Source organism: Kibdelosporangium philippinense (assembly GCF_021390435.2).
Lineage (GTDB): Bacteria > Actinomycetota > Actinomycetes > Mycobacteriales > Pseudonocardiaceae > Kibdelosporangium > Kibdelosporangium philippinense.
On the sequence record NZ_JAJVCN010000001.1, the window covers coordinates 2,958,359 to 2,975,025 of the forward strand.

The 16,667-nt window shown below is 64.5% G+C and carries 13 protein-coding genes; 8 read left to right on the top strand and 5 right to left on the bottom strand.

The genetic code is table 11. From position 1 onward, the window contains the following. Positions 1-68 precede the first annotated feature (68 nt). Together LWC34_RS13545 and LWC34_RS13550 are read left to right on the top strand one after the other, a co-directional pair. Positions 69-2,360: a helix-turn-helix transcriptional regulator gene (locus LWC34_RS13545; RefSeq protein WP_233725402.1), complete on the top strand. Its 2,292-nt coding sequence runs from the start codon at positions 69-71 to the stop codon at positions 2,358-2,360. A 144-nt stretch (positions 2,361-2,504) separates the two neighbouring features. Next, positions 2,505-3,248 (top strand): 3-oxoacyl-ACP reductase family protein, encoded by a 744-nt coding sequence (locus LWC34_RS13550; RefSeq protein ID WP_233725403.1) that lies wholly within the window; start codon positions 2,505-2,507, stop codon positions 3,246-3,248. Between the two features lie 51 nt (positions 3,249-3,299). Here the strand turns inward: LWC34_RS13550 and LWC34_RS13555 are convergent, their stop codons facing one another. Continuing rightward, positions 3,300-3,923: a hypothetical protein gene (locus LWC34_RS13555; protein ID WP_233725404.1), complete on the bottom strand. Its 624-nt coding sequence runs from the start codon at positions 3,921-3,923 to the stop codon at positions 3,300-3,302. 147 nt (positions 3,924-4,070) lie between these two features. Between LWC34_RS13555 and LWC34_RS13560 the strand changes: the two genes are divergently transcribed. Then, positions 4,071-5,555, top strand: coding sequence for an MFS transporter (locus tag LWC34_RS13560; RefSeq protein WP_233725405.1), 1,485 nt, complete (start codon positions 4,071-4,073; stop codon positions 5,553-5,555). Positions 5,556-5,577: 22 nt separating this feature from the next. Further along, on the top strand, positions 5,578-6,870 hold the full coding sequence (locus LWC34_RS13565; protein WP_233725406.1) for a glucose/sorbosone family PQQ-dependent dehydrogenase: 1,293 nt from the start codon (positions 5,578-5,580) through the stop codon (positions 6,868-6,870). Here the strand turns inward: LWC34_RS13565 and LWC34_RS13570 are convergent. From LWC34_RS13570 to LWC34_RS13580, 3 genes are read right to left on the bottom strand one after another with little or no spacing between them, the layout of a single operon-like run. Next, entirely contained in the window at positions 6,859-7,821 is a 963-nt protein-coding gene (locus LWC34_RS13570) for an aldose 1-epimerase family protein (protein WP_233725407.1), read from the bottom strand. The two genes, LWC34_RS13565 and LWC34_RS13570, sit on opposite strands and share 12 nt — an antisense overlap. Before the next feature lie 40 nt (positions 7,822-7,861). Next, complete coding sequence (locus LWC34_RS13575) at positions 7,862-8,527, bottom strand: response regulator (RefSeq protein ID WP_233725408.1); 666 nt, start codon at positions 8,525-8,527, stop codon at positions 7,862-7,864. Then, on the bottom strand, positions 8,524-9,666 hold the full coding sequence (locus LWC34_RS13580; protein ID WP_233725409.1) for a sensor histidine kinase: 1,143 nt from the start codon (positions 9,664-9,666) through the stop codon (positions 8,524-8,526). Before LWC34_RS13580 ends, LWC34_RS13575 begins: the two co-directional genes overlap by 4 nt. 152 nt (positions 9,667-9,818) lie before the next feature. Between LWC34_RS13580 and LWC34_RS13585 the strand changes: the two genes are divergently transcribed. The 3 genes from LWC34_RS13585 to LWC34_RS13595 all read left to right on the top strand — a co-directional run bounded on the left by LWC34_RS13585 (position 9,819) and on the right by LWC34_RS13595 (position 13,574). Next, complete coding sequence (locus LWC34_RS13585) at positions 9,819-10,562, top strand: ABC transporter ATP-binding protein (RefSeq protein WP_233726434.1); 744 nt, start codon at positions 9,819-9,821, stop codon at positions 10,560-10,562. Then, positions 10,562-12,985 carry an ABC transporter permease gene (locus tag LWC34_RS13590; RefSeq protein ID WP_233725410.1) on the top strand — a complete coding sequence of 808 codons (2,424 nt, stop codon included), beginning with the start codon at positions 10,562-10,564 and terminating at the stop codon, positions 12,983-12,985. The genes LWC34_RS13585 and LWC34_RS13590 overlap by 1 nt, the downstream gene beginning before the upstream one ends. Positions 12,986-13,145: 160 nt before the next feature. Next, a complete protein-coding gene (locus LWC34_RS13595) occupies positions 13,146-13,574 on the top strand; it encodes a GMC oxidoreductase (RefSeq protein ID WP_233725411.1) in 429 nt (142 codons plus the stop codon). Here the strand turns inward: LWC34_RS13595 and LWC34_RS13600 are convergent. Continuing rightward, complete coding sequence (locus LWC34_RS13600; protein ID WP_233725412.1) at positions 13,561-15,561, bottom strand: neutral/alkaline ceramidase; 2,001 nt, start codon at positions 15,559-15,561, stop codon at positions 13,561-13,563. The genes LWC34_RS13595 and LWC34_RS13600 overlap by 14 nt on opposite strands. Before the next feature lie 474 nt (positions 15,562-16,035). On the opposite strand from LWC34_RS13600, the gene LWC34_RS13605 reads away from it, so the two are divergent. After that, entirely contained in the window at positions 16,036-16,659 is a 624-nt protein-coding gene (locus LWC34_RS13605; RefSeq protein ID WP_233725413.1) for a pyridoxamine 5'-phosphate oxidase family protein, read from the top strand. The last annotated feature ends 8 nt before the right edge of the window (positions 16,660-16,667 follow it).

Here is a 16,667-nt window from a genome sequence, read left to right on the forward strand (position 1 = left end):
TCCAGCCATGGCGCGTTTTCTATCCTTGGGGTAGAAATCTCCTGCTCAATTCTCGGATAGGCGGGAATATGCACACCTTGTCGGCAAGAGTGGCCACGGACCCATCGGCACCGCTGCGGCTGGCGGTGGTAGCCCCAGGCGGATACGGCAAAACCAGGTTGCTGCGTGAGCTGGCGAAGGCCTATCACGCGGCCGGGGTCGAAGTGGTCACGGACTGGCCGACGACAGGTGCTGACGACTGGCGCCGAGCCGTGATGCTCGTCGACGATGCTCACCTCTTGCCGGGGACGCAGTTGCGGATGCTGCGGGAGATGCCGTGCCCTCGGCTGGTGATCGCTTGTCGTCCGTGGCCGCAGTCGCCGGAGCTTGCCGATTTGGTGCATGTGCTTGACCGAGGGAATCTGTCCTCTTGGGACATTCAGGACGTCCGGCAGATCTGTCCGCCGGTTGCGGACACCGTGCATGCTTTGACCGATGGAGTGCCGCGGTGGGTTGTCCGGCTGGCTGAAGCCGGTGGCCAGGTGACGCCCGCGGTGATGCAGTATCTGAGGTACGAGCTGGAATCCTTGGGCGACGATGTGGTGAGTTACCTGGTCGCGGCGCGATCGGGACTGGGTAACCGGATTGATGTGCTCAGCTCGCTGTTGGGGTACGGCAGCGATGGCGTGGCTGAGGTGATGCGGGCGGCTCGGGCGACCGGTTTCGTTGGGCCTTCTGGTTCGGTTATTCCCTTGTGCTCTCTGGCTTTGGCGAAGGTTGTGCCTGCTGAGCATTACCTTGGGGTGTTGCAGCGGCTTGCGGTGTTGCAGCTGGATCGGGCCGAGCCGGTCTTGCCGTTCGCGCGATCCCTTGTGGGCAGTGGCGCCACAGGGTCCACAGTGGCCACTGTGTTGTCGACGGCCGCCCATGAGGTCGTCGCCGACAATCCCGCTTTGGCGGCCGAGTTGTTTGGTGCTGCCGTGTCCGCTGGGCAGCCTTTGTCCGGTGTCATTACGGATTGGGCCCGTGCGGCTGCGTTGTCTGGAGATCTCGACACCGCTTTGCGGCTGGCGGATCAGGCGATTTTGGCCCAGAACCACGCTGGAGCTTCGATCGCGGGTGCCGCGTTGGCTCACCGCGGCCAGTGGGCTCGATGTGCTCAACTTTATGGCTGGGCGCGGGAAAGCTCGTTCGCGCAGATCGCTTCGATCGCCGTGGGCTCGTTGGCGACCGTGCCTTCGTCTCGAGTTGATCGCCCACCGACGGCGCTCGATGGCGCGGCGGCGCTGATGGCCGACGGGATCCGGCAGTCTGTTTCCGGTGATCCTTCTTCCGCGCTTTCCTGCTTGGTTCAGGCGTCAGCCTTGCTCGAGCCAGCTGGCCGGGACGCGTTGGTTCCGGACAGTCCCGCCGCGCTGGCCGCGTTGGTCGCCATCCATAGCGGATCGCTCGATCTCGCTTCGTCTCTTGTGGACGCGGCTGTGGCTGGCCGGATGGGCGGGGACGTGATGCGCGTCCGGCATCGGCAGTTGCTTGCGTGGATCCGGATGATGCGTGGCCAGTTCGCCGACGCTGCTCAACTGATCGATGGGTTAGCGGTCCGTGAACCGCGTGATCAGCTTTTTCAAACCGCTTTGCGGGTCGGGTTGGCTAGACGGTCTGGTGACGCGGTGACTTTGCGTCGCGTGTGGACAGATGTGTCGGCGTGTTTGGTTCGACACCCGGTTGACCTGTTCACGCTGTTGCCTGTGGCGGAGTTCATTGTGACTGGTGCTCGGTTGCGTGACCCGGCACGGCTTGTCGATGCTTTCGCTTTGGTGGACAAGCTGGGTAACCCGCCACTGTGGACTGGGCCCGTGCACTGGGCCAGTGTCCAGGCTGCGATCGTCTCCGAGAACCTTCCCGCGGCCGAGTCACACATCATGGCGCTTGCCCTGAACCCGACGCCGTATGGCACGGCGTTGACCCAGGCCGCGAGGTGCTGGGTGGACGTGTGCTCAGGCCGGGTTGAGGCTGAAGTGGTGATGGCGTGCGCCCAAGGGCTGCGCGATGTTGGGCATTGGTGGGACAGCGGCCGGTTGGCGAGCGAAGCAGCTTTGCGCACACAGGACCGGAAGGCCATGGTCAGCTTGCTTGACTGCGCCCGTCACCTGCGGCCCCGGCAGCAGTCTTCACCCGAGGTCAGCCCGCTCAGCGACCGGGAACAAGAGGTCGCCGAGCTGGTGATCCAAGGAATGACGTACAAACAAATCGGCGACAAGCTCTTCATTTCCGCGAAGACGGTCGAGCACCACATGGCTCGAATCCGCCACCGGCTCGGCGCGAGCAACCGCAGTGAGCTGATCACGCAATTGCGCGCGCTGGCCAAGGTGAAGTCTTAGTTTCGCGTACGTCCGGCATGAGTACTACCAGCAGGGACAGGCTAGGGGACGGCCGAACTCGTAGCATCACGAGTAAAGGGGAAGCGGGAATGAGTCCCGCTAGGACAGTTGCTTGAGTGACACGCAGTTCGAAAGGCTGATGACATGTCGGTACCACTTGCAGGTCGGCGCGTGCTGGTGACCGGGGCTTCGCGCGGGATCGGTGCGGCGATCGTGCGACGAGTCGCGGGGGACGGCGCCTCGGTCGCCTTCACGTACAGCGACTCGGCCGACGCGGCTGAGAAGCTCGTGGCCGAGGTCGCCGAATCCGGGGGAACGGTGGTCGCGATCCAGGCCGACAGCGCTGACCCCGAGCAGGTCGCCAGGTCGATCGACGAGACCGTCACCCAGTTGGGCGGCTTGGACGTTCTCGTCAACAACGCTGGCATTCTCCCCGCCGCTCCCATCGAGACGCTGACCATCGAGCAGTTCGACCGGTTGGTCGCCATCAACATCCGGAGCGTCTTCGCCGCGACCAAGGCGGCTCTGCCGCATCTGGACAGCACAGGTCGCATCATCAACATTGGCAGCATCAATGCCGACCGGGTGCCCCTTTCCGGGATGTCGATCTACGCGATGTCAAAGGCGGCGGTCGCCGGAATGACGCGCGCGCTGGCCCGTGAACTCGGGCCCCGCGGCATCACGGTCAACAACCTTCAGGTGGGTCCCACCGTGACCGACATGACCGCTGAGGAAGGCGAGATCGCGGACACGCTGCGCGGGGTGATGGCACTCGGGCGTTTGGGTCAGCCGCACGAGGTTGCCAGTGTCGTCAGCTACCTGGCGGGGCCGGAGTCGGGCTTCGTCACTGGCGCCAACTGGAACGTCGACGGCGGCTTCACCGTCTGATTCCTCAACAGCCCGGCCCGCTACCTCAGTGGCGGGCCGTGCCTTGTGACGTCAGCTGGTCGGTGGGGGAGCCGTGGTTGTCCGGTTCGCGACCACCTGTTTGATCTTCTGGCACTCCGGGGCCTGCGCGGCCGCCTGTTCCATCTGCGGTGTGTTCAGCGCGGGCTGGCTGAGCGGGTTCTTGGAGGCGGCGAGGTTGACCATTTCCTTGTTGACCTCTTGCACCGCCGTGGTCATCGCCTTCTGGTTGGTCATGTCCACCGCGTCGAGCTTCGCCTTGTTCGTGTCCACGGCCTGCTTCATCTGAGCGAAGGTCGCGCGCAGGTCGTCAACCGTTGCCTGGCCGTCCGGGATGGCTGCCGGGTTGACGTCGTTGAGGCCTTCGGTGGCGTCACGCAGGCCGTCGGACACCTTCGCCAGCTGGACCTTGTACGAGTTCACCGCGGCCGCTGGGCTGCTTGTGTCTGGGCGGGCGCCTGCCGCGGGCACGACGAACTCGGCCACGGCGTCGCACACGTCATCCGCGAAGTCGATTTGGGCCGGGTTCGGGGCGGCGGCCGGGGTGTTGGTGTTCGGTGCCGGGTTCGGGCCAGCGGGCTGTTGCTGGCCGCCGCCGTTGCAAGCCGTCAGAACCAACGCCGTGACCAGCGCGGGGACGGCGATCAGGCGCCGCATGAGTACTCCTTGTCTGCTGTTCGTTGCTCGACAACGGGGTTCCCGTCGAAAACTTTCTCAATCTTTTCTCCCGCCGATGTCGATCTGGCCAGCCGGAGATCGACGACTGGCTGAGGACCCACCAAACACACCAGAGGGAGAACGAGCATGAAGGCGGGACGACGCGAGTGGCTGGGACTGGCGGTACTCGCATTTCCGACACTGCTGCTGTCGCTCGACATGAGCGTGCTGCACCTCGCGGTTCCGCATCTGGCCGCTGACCTGCGGCCGAGCAGCAGCCAGCTGTTGTGGATCATCGACATCTACGGCTTTCTGGTAGCCGGGTTCCTTGTCACGATGGGCACCCTCGGCGACCGGATCGGCAGGCGGAAACTCCTGATGATCGGCGGCGCGGCCTTCGGGGTCGCCTCGATTGTGGCCGCGTTCGCCTCCAGTGCCGAAATGCTGATCGCGGCACGTGCGGTTCTCGGCATCGCGGGCGCCACGCTCATGCCGTCGACCTTGGCATTGATCAGCAACATGTTCCAGGACGCCAAGCAGCGCGGCACGGCCATCGCGGTGTGGATGAGCTGCTTCATGGGCGGCATGGTGATCGGGCCGGTCGTCGGTGGCCTGCTGCTGGAGAACTTCCATTGGGGCACGGTCTTCCTGCTCGCCGTTCCGGTGATGGTGCTGCTGCTGGTCACCGCACCGAAGCTGCTGCCGGAGTACAAGGACGAGTCGGCCGGGCGGCTCGACCTGGTCAGCGTCGGCCTGTCGCTTGGCGCGATCCTGCCGGTGATCTACGGCCTGAAGGAGATCGCCAAAGACGGCCTCGGCCTGGTCAACGTCATCGTGCTGATCGCGGGCCTGCTGGTCGGGTCGGTGTTCGTGAAACGGCAGCGCACGCTGGCCACCCCGATGCTGGACCTGGCGCTGTTCAAGGTCCGCCAGTTCAGCGCGGCACTGAGCATCGTGGCCGTCGGCGCGCTCACCATGGGCGGGTTGTTCCTGCTGGTGAGCCAGTACCTGCAGCTGGTCGCCGGGTTGGACGCGGCCGAGGCCGGGTTGTGGCTGGTGCCGCAGGCGATCGCCGTGGTTGTCGGTTCGCTGATCGCTCCGAAGCTGGCGCAGCGGTTCCGTCCCGAGTTCGTGCTCGGCTTCGGAATGCTGGTCGCGGCCGGTGGGATCTTGTTGTTCACGCAGGCTGAGGGCCCTGGTGGGCTGATCGCGGTCGTCGTGGGGCTGTGCGTCGCCGCGTTCGGCATGGGACCGCAGGGCGTGCTGTGCACCGAAATGGTCGTCAGCTCCGTGCCGCCGCGTAAGGCGGGTGCCGCGTCGGCGATGTCCGAGACGGTCGCCGAGTTCGGGATCGCGATGGGAATCGCGGTGTTCGGCAGTGTCGCCACGGCGATCTACCAGTCCGAGGTTCCCGCAGGTTCGCCGGACAGCCTGGCAGGTGCGGTGGACGCGGCTCAGCAGCTCCCGCCGTCGGCCGCCGAGAACTTGGTTGGTGTGGCGCGGGAGGCGTTCACGTCAGGTCTGCACACAGTGGCTGGCATTGGCGCCACGATCGTCGTTGCCTTCGCGGTCGTCGGGATGATCGCGCTGCGAAAGAAGTCCGAAAAAGGCAGGGACCTGGTGCACAGTTGATCAATCTGGTACCTGGTGGGGCATGCGAACACCTGCACTGGTCCTCGCGGCGGCACTGACCGCCACGCTGCCGCTCTCCGCGGACGCTGAGCCGTCGTCGGAGAGCGGCAGCTTTCGTGTGGTGGCCACTGGTTTGGCGGGTCCGTACGAGATCACCCTCGGGCCGGACGGGATGCTCTGGACAACCGAGAAGGCCGGTCGGCGAGTGTTGCGGATCGACCCGAAGACAGGGGACAAGCACGTCGCCGCGACCATTCCGGACGCCGTGTACTCGGGGCAAGCGGGCGTGCTCGGGATGGCACTGCGGCTGCCGGATGTTTTCGTCGCCTACACGCATGCTTCAGGGGCCAAGATCGTCAAGTTCACCTACCAGGATGGACAGTTACGCGATCCGGTCGACGTGATCGCCGGTATGCCGGGTGGGACGGATCACCAATCGGCGCGACTGGTGATCGGCCCGGACAGCAAGCTGTACTACACAATCGGCGACCAAGGCGCGAACCAGTTCGCCCAGATGTGCAAACCCATTGAGGCCCAACGACTGCCTGCCTCGCCGGACGACCGAGACGCCTATCGCGGGAAAGTGTTGCGCCTCAACCTGGATGGCTCGATCCCCGCGGACAACCCTGTGCTTGCTGGGGTTCGCAGCCATGTTTACACCTACGGGCATCGCAACGCGCAAGGCCTGGTGTTCGGGCCGACCGGGATTCTGTACTCCAGCGAGCAGGGCCCGAAGACTGACGACGAAGTGAACATCATCGCGCGCGGCAAGAATTACGGCTGGCCGCACGTCGCCGGACACCGTGACGACAAGGCTTACGTCTACGGCAACTGGTCGGCCGCTCCGGACTGCGCAGACCTGAACTATGACGACTTCGATTTCCCGTCTTCCGTGCCGCAGGCGACGGAATCCTCGTGGCATAACGGTTTCGTGCCGCCGATCAAGACCTTCTACACGGTCCCGAGCTCGCACAACTTCATGGACGACAAGTGCGCGGATGGCGAGCAGTGGTACATCTGCTGGCCGACCGTGGCCCCGGCGAGCCTGGACTACGTCAACCGAAGCCTGTTGATGCCTGCCCTGAAGGACGGCACTGTCCACCGGTTGCGGCTCAGCCCTGACGGCACCCGGGTGACTTCGGTCTCGCCGCTTTTCCGGACTGTCAACCGATACCGGGACACCGCGGTCAGCTCTGACGGCAAGACGGTCTACGTCGCCACGGACAACGTCGGCCAGACAAGGGACGCCGACGGAAAACCCACCGACGCCCTCGCCAATCCCGGCTCGATCCTCGAGTTCAAGCTAGATTCGTAGCCCCCAGCTGCCACGATACGTCTGGCCGGGTTCGAGCGTGATCAGCCCGTCGCCGGAGTTGAAAGCGTTGGGCGCGGACGTCATGGGTTCGATACTGATGCCGGAGCGTGCGGGCCGTTCCGGCGCGCCGTCATCGGTGTAGACCTGGATGAACTTGTGCGTATCGTCGACCCAGACTTGGATCTGGTTGACCGACACCGTCGCTACACCGTCCTTTCTGGTCAGGTCGGTGTAGCAGGTGTTGAGCTTGGCCGTGCCAACGAGTTTCGGGGTACGGAAGTCGCACGGCGTGCCGTCCACATTGGCCCGTCCGATCGGGATCAGCATGTCGTTGGTGGTGAGATATGTGTGCGCGGGAACGGTCAACGTGCTGGCGTCGACGTCGACCTTGAAGTAGGGGTGATAGCCGGTTCCCAAGGGCGCGGGCTGATTTCCCGCGTTGCGTGCGGTCAGGGTGACGTGCACGCCGTGGTTTCGCAGGGCGTATTCCAACTGGAACTGCAGTGTGAACGAGTATCCGTACTGCGGGTGGAGCGTGTAGGCCAGGGTGACGCGGTCCCTGTCGTGCCTCACCGGTACCCACGGAACCCAGCTGACCAGGCCGTGAATGGCGTGCCCGCTCCAGTTCTCGCTCGCGGGTGTCTGATATTCGGTGCCTCTGAAGGTGTATGTGGCGCTGTCGATCCGGTTTGCCCATGGCAGCAGGACTTTGCCGAAGAAGCTGTCCCCGAGCTGGTCGGCCGGGTGGGTGAGCAGGAGTTCACGGCCGTCCACCTGCCAGGACCTGAGCGTGGCCCCGACTTCGGTGACCACAAGCTTGTGCTTGCCGCTCGCGATCGGGAACTGCCGCCCGCTCGGCAGCACCGCTTCCTGCGCGGACGCGGCGGCAGGTAAGGCAAACGGAGCAACTGCGGCCGCGGCGATGACGCCACGGCGGGAGATTTCCGACATAGCACCATACTTCCGGATAAGGTGCCGCATGGCGATCGACCTAGGAGGTCACGACTCCGGTTCGCCAGGCCCACGCGGCAACCTCGACGCGGTTGCGGACCCCGAGTTTCCGATACACATTGGCCAAATGCGTCTTCACGGTCGCCTGCGTCACGTACAACTCGTCGGCGACCTCCTCATTCGTCTTCCCCAGCGCCACCAGCTTCACCACGCCCAACTCCCGCTCGGTCAGCGGCTCAAGCAGCGGCTGCTCGACAACCTCAGAAGGCTCACCGCGCTGCGGAGCCAAATGCGACAACAACCGCACAGTCACCGCAGGCGAGATCAACTGGTTCCCACGTGCCGCCGCCCGCACGGCCTCAACGAGCAAAGCCGGGGACATGTCCTTCAGCAAGAACCCCGACGCGCCATTACGCAACGCCCGGTAGACGTATTCGTCAAGGTCGAAAGTGGTCGCGATCAGGACATTGAGCGGTTCACGGACGCCCGGCCCGGCCAGCAGCCTTGTCGCTTCCAGACCGTCCAGTTTGGGCATCCGGATATCAAGCAGGCACACGTCCGGCCGTAGCCTGCGGGCTTCCGCCACCGCTGCCTCGCCGTCGCCGACCGAGGCCACTACTTCCATGTCCGGCTGGGAGTCGAGGATCATCCGGAACGCCGATCGCATCATCTCCTGGTCGTCGGCGATCAGCACACGGATCGTCATGCCCTAGATGATGGCAGTACGGCCGTGACCGCCCAGCCGGTACCTGTCGATCCGGCCGACAGGCTCCCGCCAACGGACTCGACACGCTCGGCGAGTCCCACTAGTCCAAAACCGCCGCTGGGCAGGCCGTTCGACGAGGCGATGCCGTCGTTGGTCACGGTGATCCGCACCGATTCGCCGGATTCGCGGGCGCTGACGTCCACCATGGTCACCTCGGCCGCGTGCCGAAGGATGTTGGTCAATGACTCCTGGACAACGTGCTTCGCCGCGTCGAGGGTCCCTTGTGGCAGGTCACGTACCGCGACATCCGGGTCGATCGACACCGAGACGGGCGGACCGGCGAAATTCTCAACGGCTCCGGCCACGACCGAGTCCAATGTCTGATGTGGACGAACCGGGGCCGTGTCGTCCCTGAGGACTGTGATCATGCTGCGCATCGACACGAGCGCCTCCGATCCGGCCTTCTCGATCCCGGCGAGCATGTCGTCGAGGGCCTGTGGGGAGGGCGCCATGCCCGCCGCCGTCGTGAACCGGACGGCCTTGGCCTGCGCGACGATCGCGGTGACGTGGTGTGCGACGAAATCGTGCAGGTCACGGGCGTATTCCAGGCGCTGGGTCTGTCTGGCCAGCTCGAATCCCACGTTGCGCTGCCGGTCGTGCAGCCGCATGTACATGCCAACCAGCACAAGGAACGCCCCGCCGAACACGATGGCGACGATGAAGTACTCGATGCGGTCCCACTCCGCCAGCCGCAAGGGCAATATCGGAGCGGCGGCAAACAACAGTGCCGTCAGCGCGACCGCGGGCAGCGGCCGGAACTGGAGCACCACCCTGACCACGAGGATGCCAAGTCCGAGTAGTTCGATCATGCCGAACGTGTTGTCCGGCGGCACCGGCAGCAGTGTGCAGATGATCGTGAACCCGATGGAGACCAGCGCGATCCCGGCGACCACCGAGGCGGACAACGTCGGCATCAACACCGTGGCCAGTGGCAACAGGCCACACAGCACGATGCCGATCGCGCCAGGCACCGACTCGACCGAGAGCCCCTCGAAGATGTCGATGATCACGGCGGCGACGAGGAACATGGCGGTGACGATGCGCTGTACCCAGGTCATACGGTCGAAGATGCCCAGCATGGCGGCAACGCTACGACACGTATTGACTCAGCGGCCTCATCCTTTCGGCTGAGCGGCGCCTTCTTCACTCGCCTGTGTGGTTGATCCATCGGAGGATGACTTTGCCCAAGATCGAACCCGTCAAGGTTCAGCTCGACGAGAACGGTGTGTTGATGGATCAGCGAACGGTCGCCGTGGCCGATCAGCTCGGCAAGGTCTACGGAACAGGCCAGGCAGCCGTGACGGCGCTTGGCGGGGTGTCGGCGCAGTTCCGGCGGGGCGAGTTCACGGCGGTGATGGGGCCATCCGGTTCGGGCAAATCGACGTTCATGCACTGTCTGGCCAGTTTGGACACTCCGACGTCCGGCCGCGCGTGGATCGGCGGCGTCGACCTGTCCTCGCTGTCCGAGGCGAAGCTCACGCGGTTGCGGCGGGACAAGATCGGGTTCATCTTCCAGTCGTTCAACCTGCTGCCCACGCTGACCGCGTGGGAGAACATCGTGCTGCCACTGTCACTGGCCGACCAGAAGCCGGATCCAGTGTGGACCAAGCAGGTCATCGACGCGGTCGGGCTCGCCGACCGGCTCACGCATCGTCCCGCTGAGTTGTCCGGTGGGCAGCAGCAGCGTGTCGCGTGTGCTCGCGCCCTGGTTTCCCGGCCTGAGCTGATCGTCGCGGACGAGCCGACCGGTAACCTCGACTCCCGTACCGGCGCGCAAATCCTTGGCCTGCTGCAGATGTGCGCACGCCAATGGGGACAGACAGTCGTGATGGTCACGCACGACCCGCTCGCCGCGGGATACGCCGACCGCGTGCTGTTCCTGGCTGATGGGCGTCTGGTCGACGAGATGGCCCAGCCGACCGCGGACCGCGTTCTGGACCGGATGCGCCGGTTCGACGCGCAGGCGGTGCGCTGATGTTGCGGATGGCGGTTCGTTCGATCCTCGCCAACAAGGTCCGTTTCCTGCTGCCGGTTCTGGCCGTCATGATCGGCGTCGCCTTCGTCGTCGGCTCGCTGCTGTACGGCTCGTCGGTGCAGAAGGCCCTTGATGGCGTTCAGCCGGACTATTCGGTGAGAATCGAGGTGCGGCAGGATGTCGAAGCTGGCATCACCCCCGATGTGATGGCGAAGCTGCGTAATGTCGCTGGTGCGAAGGAAGTCGTGCCGGTTGCCGAAGGACCCGCGTTCGTTGTGGACAAAAAGGGTGCTTTGGTCGGCCCGCCGTACTATGCGAGCGGTGTCACGTTCGACCCGGTCAATTACAAGCTGACCTCGGGCCAAACACCCAACGGCGTCAACGAGGTCGCGCTCGATGACTGGACCGCGCAGCGTACCGGCTACAAGGTCGGCGACCAGGTCCGGATCGTCGTCGCGGGCGTTGCCAAGACTGTCAACGTGGCCGGGATTTTCTCCGCCTCGGACCAGCGAATCACCCAAGGTGGCACGCTCACCGCGTTCGACGACAAGTCGGCGCGCGCTGTCTTCGGCAAGACACCGGACAGCTACACGGCGGTCAAATTCATTGCCGCGCCAGGAACTTCCGAGTCCACATTGGCCGCGAACGTCGAGGCTATCGCGCCACAGGACGACTACATCTACGACACGGCAAGCGAAACCATCAAGCTCACCAGCGACTCGAAGATCACCGAGATCTTGCTGAGCTTTGCGGGTATCGCGCTGTTCGTCTCGATCTTCCTGGTGGCCAACACGTTCACCATGTTGGCTGCGGCACGTTCCCGTGAGCACGCGTTGTTGCGTGCGGTGGGTGCGGAACGCCGGTACGTGCTGCGAATGGTCTTGGCAGAGGCTGTGGTTCTGGGACTCATTGCGACCGTTCTCGGTTACCTGCTTGGCATCGGGGTCGGTGCGTCGTTGGGCTCGTTGTTCACCGTCAACGACGGGCCGCCGATGGCCCTTGAGGTGTTCGGCGTCGGACCTGTGCTGGCCGCGTTGGGCGTCGGGATCGGCGTGACGATCCTCGCCGCGTACATCCCGGCTCGGCGCGCTGCGGCTGTCCCGCCGATCGCGGCGCTGCGGACCGGCTTGGCGCCGACGAGCAAGTCGTTGCGGCGTCGCAATATCGCGGGTTTCGTGGTGACTGCTCTTGGTGTTCTGGCCACGATCGCTGCCACCGAGTCACAGGACCTGATCTACCTCGGCGCTCCGCTGCTGCTGATCGGGCTGATCATCCTCACGCCGCTGTTCGGTGTCGGGCTGGCGGCGGTGCTGCGTGGCCCGATGACGCGCATCGCTGGTGTCCGAGGAACGTTGGCTGTGGAGAACACTCGACGTAACCCGCGCCGCACAGGCACGACCGCTGGTGCGTTGATAATCGGTCTCGCCATTTGCGCCGCGGTGACGGTTCCGGTCGCGTCACTGCGCGCTGAAGAGGCCAAACGCGCGGACACCGGCGACAGCGCGGACGTCCGGATCAGTGCCGTCGACTTCTACGCCAAGATCGGCAAGGACACCGCGACACAGGTCGCGACCGTGCCCGATGTCCAGGCCGTCACGCCGATCATCGGCGTGCCCGTGGGTCCGGAGAATGACCAGGTGAGTGCGGCCGGAGTGGACGCGGCCAAGGTCAGCCAGTTCTTCTCGTTCCCGGTCACTTCAGGCTCGCTGAACAACCTGGCCGACGGGATCGCGGTGAGCAGCAAGGAAGCCCAGGCCCACAACTGGGTGGTCGGGAGTGTCGTGCCGGGCAAGACGGCCTTGCCGGTTGTGGCGATCTTCACCGCGCCGGAGGGATTCGCGTACGGCGCTCTGGTCGGAGCGTCCCAAGCGGACGCTGACGCCACCCCGAGCGCGATCCTGATCAAGACCGCGGCGGGGAAGGCCGAGAGCGTTCAGGCCGGGATCCGGACCTTGCTGGACAACCCGACTCTGGTGGTCCAGACAAAGGCCGAGTACGTCGCGTCCGCTGGCGCTGACCTGGATGTGTTCCTGAACATCCTGTACGCCTTGCTCAGCCTGTCGATCCTGATTGGCGCGCTCGCGGTGGTGAACACCATGACGATGTCCACTTTGGAACGGATCAGGGAGATCGGCCTGCTGCGGGCGGTCGGCCTTGGCCGCGGTCAGGTCGGCACGATTCTCCGGCTGGAATCCGTGATCATCGCGGTGCTTGGCGCGATCGCTGGCCTTGCCGCCGGATGCGTGATCGGTGCGGCGGCCGTTGACAGCCTCGGCGGAAGCACTGCGGTTGTGCTGCCGTGGGATCGGCTTGGGTTGTTCGTCGCTTTGACCGTGGCGATCGGCATTGTCGCGGCGCTGTGGCCCGCGTGGAAAGCGAGCCGGGTGCCGATCCTGCAGGCGATCCACTCTGACACCGAGTAAAAACCCTCGTGAGTGGTTATGCCTGTTAGAACTGGCATAACCACTCACGAGTCGTTGGCCAGCTTGTCCAGCCGACCTGCAGATCCTTTTCGTGGACGCGCCCGGCCATATCGTCGACGGCCTTTCGTCCGACCAGGGCTATACAATCGGCGTTTCGCTCATGCAACCGTACAGCCGTGGCACAGTCCGATTGGCGAATGGCGATCCAGCGTCCGCGCCCGTGCTCGACCCGAACTACTTCGGCGACGAACGGGATATGGCCACGATGCTCGCCGGGATGAACATTGCCCGGGAAATCGGTCAGGCTCCAGCGTTGGCGCCCTGGCGCGGCGAAGAGCTCGCACCAGGGCCCAAAGAGGACAGTCGTGAGTACGTCCGCCGGACGCTCGCGTCGTACTGCCATCCCGTCGGCACGTGCAAGATGGGCACCGACGATCAGTCCGTTGTGGATCCCGACCTGTGTGTGTACGGAGTCGACGGCCTGAGGATCGCGGACGCTTCCGTGATTCCCGCGATCCCTTCGGCCAACACAGTTGCCACTGTCTATGTCATCGCTGAACGCGCGGCGGAGTTGATCAGTTCACGGTGAACGTGTTCGTGGTGCCGGTCAGCGGGGAAATGGCGCCGGTCCACCCGTTCTTCCAGTCTCCATTGTGGACGATCCGGTACGTGCCAGCCGGTGTGCCGGTCGGAATGGTCCACGTGATGTTGGCCTCGGAGTTGGCGACGCCGACCCGCTTCCAGTGGTACCTCGTCGACCAGTCGCCGTCGTCCGCGACCCGGGTCCACGTTCCGTTGACAAGTTGTTGCACCTCAAGGAATGTCCCGTTGCGGTGCAAGTTGTTCTTCGGGTGGCCGGTGACGAACACGGTGTCGACCGTCTGGCCAGCCTGGTAGGTCGCCGCCGGTTGCTTCAGCACCTGACCGAAGTTCTGGCCAGGGGCCTTGTCGTCGAACACGACACCGGTCTGCAGGTTGATGTCCGTGAACGGCGGCTTGGTCGGCGTCGGCCCGGCGGTCAGTGCGGACCCGGCCTTCATCGACGCGGCAAGCGCAGCGAACTCCTGCTGATATGCCGGAGTCGTGTTGCGACCGAACAAAGTGGACCCGCCCTCGTACTGCTGCAGGTCGTACTCCTCAGGCGTGGTCACGTACTGGCTGTACTCGTTGGCGTAACCCTGGATGAGGACGTTCTCGATCGGCACGCCGAGTTCCTGCGCGACACTGCGACGGATCCGCAGACCGGCGACAATCGTGACTTCGCCGGGCGCGGCGACCAGGTGCAACTGGCCGAGCTTGACGATCTGCAGCGGCACGATGTTCGGTGTCGCCTGGATGATCCCGGTCGGCACGAGGGACGCCTTCGGGTACTGGCAGTCACGAAGCCATTGCGGTACTTCCATTTGCAGCGGCTCGAAGAGCTTCTTCCACGGGCTCGTCATGCCTTCGTTGAACAACGGAATCGCGGGGCCGTCCTCGACGCTACCCGCCAGTGTGGACGCACCGACAACACCGGAACAGGTCTTGGCAGCCTTGCCATCGATGGAGTACTTGGCGCCGACCGTCGTGTTGCCCATGTCGATGAACCGCATCCGGTAGTCCACCGCGCCGCTGATCGGCGACTGCGGTCCGTTGTAGACCTCCTGCGCCTTGCGGTTCTGCCGCTCGCCAATGATCCGGGTGTTCTCTACATCGTTCTCGGTCGGCCCGGAACCCGGCTTGAGGTTCAGGTTCGGTGACATGTCACCGGCATTGGTGTTCGGGAACGCCGCGACGAATCCCGGCTTGTTCTCCAGGTACCGCACGCCTTCGTCGTCATGCTCCCACTGGTACGCCGCGTAACCCTTGTTGTCCGGGCTGATCAGCGTGTTCGCGTTGGTCATCGAGGTGTTGTGGGTGGCGAACCAGTTGATCGCGCCCACATCGTTGTTGCCCTGCTTGAGCCGTAGCACGGTCATCGACGGGTCGATGGCGTTGGGGAAGAAAGCCCTGTCCGACGCGGCATTCGCGTTGAACGCCACCCGCGACCGGTTCACGCTCGCATTGGTCAGCTCACCACGGCCGATCGACATCGACCCAGGCTTGAGATCCTCGTGTGCCTCGACGATCGACTCGACGATGCCATCGGTGATGGCATTCAGCGTCTGCGGCTGCATCCCGAGGATGGAGAGGTTGTAGGCGATGTTGTGCGAGAAGCCGCCAGGGCCCGCGTGCGTGTGCGTCGCGGAGAGAAGCAGGTTCTCCTTGGTGTAGAGCTCGCCGTACTTCGGCTTGAGCTTCGCCAGCACGGCCTCCTGGACCGCGCGGAAGATCATCGCGAGATCGGCGTTGACGTAGGCGACCCGCTTGTTCGACTCGCGGTCGACCACGATGTAGGCACGAGAGCGTTGCCGCTGGTGAATGCCGGTGGTCTTCTGGTCGAAACTGGAGTACCCCATCATGCCGTTCTCCGCGGCGGGCCCGGTGACATCGGAGATGCCACGCCCGATCAGGTACGGCTCGGGCGCAGCGGTCGCCGGTAGTCCCGTGAACACCAGCGCGGCCGCGAGCACCGCCAGCATGCCCGACCTTCGCATCCCAACCTCCTGGCCTTACCGTGGATATACGCGAAAGGAATTCACCTTTCGGGCACCGTAGGTGATCTAGACCACTGCTGGCAAGACACAAAGTGATCAAGGGTGTACGGACGGGCGCAATTGCCTGACCGAATGGTGGAGGATCAGGGCTTTGCTGCCCGATTGACGCGATTACTCGAGGCCCTTGAGCTGGCTCCGGCGAGCCTGCCGGATGCGGCGGCGGTGCTGGCCGGGGCAGAGCCGAGCCCGGAACTGTTTCTTGCTCTCGCCCGGTCGATGCCGCAACAGCAACGCACTGGTCCTCCCAGCGACCCTCGGAGGCGCGAGCAGTACCTGCCAGGCTTCGGTGGTGTGCTCCTTCGCCTGTTGCGCAACAGAAACCTTGGGTGTGGATGGAGCGGGTCAAGTACTCGTCGCCGCGTGAAGGGGGTGAAACCGGCTGAAACTGTCGGTCGGGGTGAGTAGCCTGCGGGTATGGCGACGACGGAGATCAAGACCCTTGACCAGCTGCGGGAACTTACCGGTGAGCCAGCCGAGCGGGCCAAGCGCAAGATCATTGATCGCATCGATGACCATGCGCGGACCTTGATCGCGCATTCGCCGCTCGTGTTGTTGGCGACAGCGTCGGCGGAGGGGACGTGTGATGTGTCGCCGCGGGGCGATCCGGCGGGCTCGGTACTTGTCCTGGATGATCAGACTCTGGTCATCGCAGATCGGCCGGGTAACAAGCTGCATGACAGCTTGACCAACATCATCGTGAATCCGCATGTCGGGCTGCTCTTTGTCGTCCCGGCGATGAACGAGACGCTTCGGGTCAACGGGCGCGCCAAGCTCGTGTCCGACGCGCCGTTCTTCGAATCCTTGGTGGTCAAGGGCAAACGGCCGGACTTGGCCATCGTTGTCGAGGTCCAACAGCTCTACATGCACTGTGCCAAGGCGTTTTTGCGGTCAGGTCTGTGGAACCAGGAGACGTGGCCGGACCGCGCGACGCTGCCGACCCTCGGCACGATCTTCAAGGACCAGATCGCTGACCTCCCGGTAACCGCCGAAGAGCTTGACGCGAGTCTCGAGGAGCGAAACCGGACACTGCAGTACTGATGTCGCGG

Excerpts from the sequence above, each read along its gene's own strand:
- LWC34_RS13545 (WP_233725402.1), top strand. The coding sequence starts at position 69 with ATGCACACCTTGTCGGCAAGAGTGGCCACGGACCCATCGGCACCGCTG.
- LWC34_RS13550 (WP_233725403.1), top strand. The coding sequence starts at position 2,505 with ATGTCGGTACCACTTGCAGGTCGGCGCGTGCTGGTGACCGGGGCTTCG.
- LWC34_RS13555 (WP_233725404.1), bottom strand. The coding sequence starts at position 3,923 with ATGCGGCGCCTGATCGCCGTCCCCGCGCTGGTCACGGCGTTGGTTCTG.
- LWC34_RS13560 (WP_233725405.1), top strand. The coding sequence starts at position 4,071 with ATGAAGGCGGGACGACGCGAGTGGCTGGGACTGGCGGTACTCGCATTT.
- LWC34_RS13565 (WP_233725406.1), top strand. The coding sequence starts at position 5,578 with ATGCGAACACCTGCACTGGTCCTCGCGGCGGCACTGACCGCCACGCTG.
- LWC34_RS13570 (WP_233725407.1), bottom strand. The coding sequence starts at position 7,821 with ATGTCGGAAATCTCCCGCCGTGGCGTCATCGCCGCGGCCGCAGTTGCT.
- LWC34_RS13575 (WP_233725408.1), bottom strand. The coding sequence starts at position 8,527 with ATGACGATCCGTGTGCTGATCGCCGACGACCAGGAGATGATGCGATCG.
- LWC34_RS13580 (WP_233725409.1), bottom strand. The coding sequence starts at position 9,666 with ATGCTGGGCATCTTCGACCGTATGACCTGGGTACAGCGCATCGTCACC.
- LWC34_RS13585 (WP_233726434.1), top strand. The coding sequence starts at position 9,819 with ATGGATCAGCGAACGGTCGCCGTGGCCGATCAGCTCGGCAAGGTCTAC.
- LWC34_RS13590 (WP_233725410.1), top strand. The coding sequence starts at position 10,562 with ATGTTGCGGATGGCGGTTCGTTCGATCCTCGCCAACAAGGTCCGTTTC.
- LWC34_RS13595 (WP_233725411.1), top strand. The coding sequence starts at position 13,146 with ATGCAACCGTACAGCCGTGGCACAGTCCGATTGGCGAATGGCGATCCA.
- LWC34_RS13600 (WP_233725412.1), bottom strand. The coding sequence starts at position 15,561 with ATGCGAAGGTCGGGCATGCTGGCGGTGCTCGCGGCCGCGCTGGTGTTC.
- LWC34_RS13605 (WP_233725413.1), top strand. The coding sequence starts at position 16,036 with ATGGCGACGACGGAGATCAAGACCCTTGACCAGCTGCGGGAACTTACC.